General features: G+C 74.8%; 2 protein-coding genes. One reads left to right on the plus strand and one right to left on the minus strand.

The genetic code is table 11. The annotated features are described in order from the left end of the window. Positions 1–729, minus strand: a 729-nt coding sequence (locus tag FV230_RS27615; RefSeq protein WP_147844635.1) for a glycosyltransferase, incomplete at its 3' end; no start/stop codon positions are given. A 152-nt stretch (positions 730–881) separates the two neighbouring features. Between FV230_RS27615 and FV230_RS27620 the strand changes: the two genes are divergently transcribed. After that, the coding region (locus tag FV230_RS27620; protein ID WP_147844636.1) for a glycosyltransferase family 4 protein at positions 882–2,120 on the plus strand (1,239 nt) is incomplete at its 3' end.

The raw sequence follows: 2,120 nt of genomic DNA on the forward strand, positions 1-2,120 counted from the left end.
GGTCAGGCGCCCGACATAGGCGACGGCGTCGCCCCGCTCCGGCGCGGCCGGGGCGCCGGGGGCGACCCGCACCGGGTTGTCGATGCGGTGATGCGTGAGCCCGTAGCCGCCGAGCATCGCGCCCATCCGCGCGCGGCTCGCGTCGCAGACGTGGACGACGTGGAGCCCGCGTCCCGACACCGCCCGCCGCGCCGCCGCGGTGCGGGCGACGCGGACCAGCTTGTGCAGGCGGCTCCTGGCATCGCACGACGCCAGGATGCAGGCGGCGGACATCGGCGCGAGGGCACAGGGCTCGGCCGTGTCGAAGCGGTAGTAGACCCCGTTCGGGCAGGCCAGGAAGTAGTCGTGCAGCGTCAGCGCCACCGGGGCGCCGGTGGCGAGCAGCACCGGGAAGATCCCGGGCGACAGGCTGCGGGTCCACTGGTGGACGTGGACGACGTCCGGCGCGCGCGCCATCCGCCCGATTGCGTCGCTGAGCGCCCGCGCGGCGCGGGCGTGCCAGATGCCGGCGACCGCCGCGGCGACGGGGTTGCGCGCCCACACGTCGGGCAGGTCGAGGCAGATCCGGGTGAGGTTGCGATGGTCGAGCAGCGGGTCGACCGGGCCGGCGACGCCCTGGACGTAGGTGACCCGGAGCCCGGCCTCGGCCAGCCCGCGGGCCGATTCGACGGCGACCTTCTCGGCGCCCCCGCTCGGGCTCGCGAACTCGGCCAGGATCACGACGTGCATGGCGACACCGGCGCAGGAGATCGAGAGATCAGGCGGTCGAGCGGGGACGATCCGAGCGGGAACAACCGCAGATCGGCGGCGTGCCCGAGGTTTACGCGGGATCAACTGCGGTCCGGTAAACGTGGGGACATCCAGGGAGCGGGAGCCGCCTCGTGCACGTCGTCCTCGTCGCCGACCACGCCTACGTCAACGGCGGCCAGGCCAAGGTCGCGCTCGACTCGGCCCTCGGGCTCGCCGCCCGCGGCACCCGCGTGACGCTGTTCGCCGCCTGCGGCCCGGCCGACCCGCGCCTGGCCGCCGCCGGCATCCGCGTGGTCTGCCTGAACCAGGACGACATCTCGACCACGACGAACAAGCTCGCCTTCCTGGCGCAGGCGATCTGGAACCGCGAAGCGGCCCGCGCGCTCGCCGCGGAACTGGCGACGTGCGACCCCGACGACACCGTGGTCCACGTCCACGCCTTCGCCAAGGCGCTGTCGCCGTCGATCGGCGTGGCGTTGCGGCGCGCGCGGCTGCCGCTGCTCTACACCATGCACGAGTTCTTCCTGGTCTGCCCGACCGGGGGGTTCTACGAATATCCGGCCGCCGCGATCTGCCACCGCACGCCGATGTCGGGCGCGTGCCTGACGACGAACTGCGATGCGCAGAGCTTCCCGCGCAAGCTCGCGCGGGTGGTCCGCTACCTCGGCATGACGCAGGTCGCGGAGCTGCCGACGCTCTTCCGCCACGTGATCACGATCAGCGACCTGCAGGAGCGGGTGGTCGGCCCGCTGTTGCCGCGCGGGACCCGCTTCCACCGGGTCGACAACCCGATCGCGGTGGCGCACCGACCGATGACCGAGCGGGCGCCGGGCGACTTTCTGTTCGTCGGGCGGATCTCGACCGAGAAGGGCGCGCCGATCTTCGCGGAGGCGGCGCGGCGGGCCGGCATCCGCGCGGTCTTCGTCGGCGACGGCGAGCAGCGGGCGGCGCTGGCCGCGCGCTACCCCGAGGCCGCGATGCTCGGCTGGCGCGATGCCACCGGCGTTCAGGCGCTGATGGGCGCCGCCCGCGCGCTGGTCTTTCCCAGCGTCTGGTACGAGGGCCAGCCGCTCACGGTCTACGAGGCGCTGGCGCTGGGCACGCCGGTGGTGGTGAGCGACGCCTGCGCCGGCCGCGAGGCGGTGGTCGACGGCGAGACCGGCTTCCTGTTCCGCTCCGGCGACCCGGACGCGCTCGCCGCCCACCTGCGCCGGCTCGCCGACGACGCGCTCGCCGCCCGGATGGGCCGGGCCGCGCATGCCCGCTACTGGGCCGCGCCGCTCACCCTCGACGCCCATCTCGACCGCCTCGCCGGCGTCTACGAGGCGGTGCTGCGCGAGGCGGCGCCGGGCCGGGCGACCTCGCGCGCC

It is taken from the genome of Methylobacterium sp. WL6, from assembly GCF_008040095.1.
GTDB lineage: Bacteria > Pseudomonadota > Alphaproteobacteria > Rhizobiales > Beijerinckiaceae > Methylobacterium.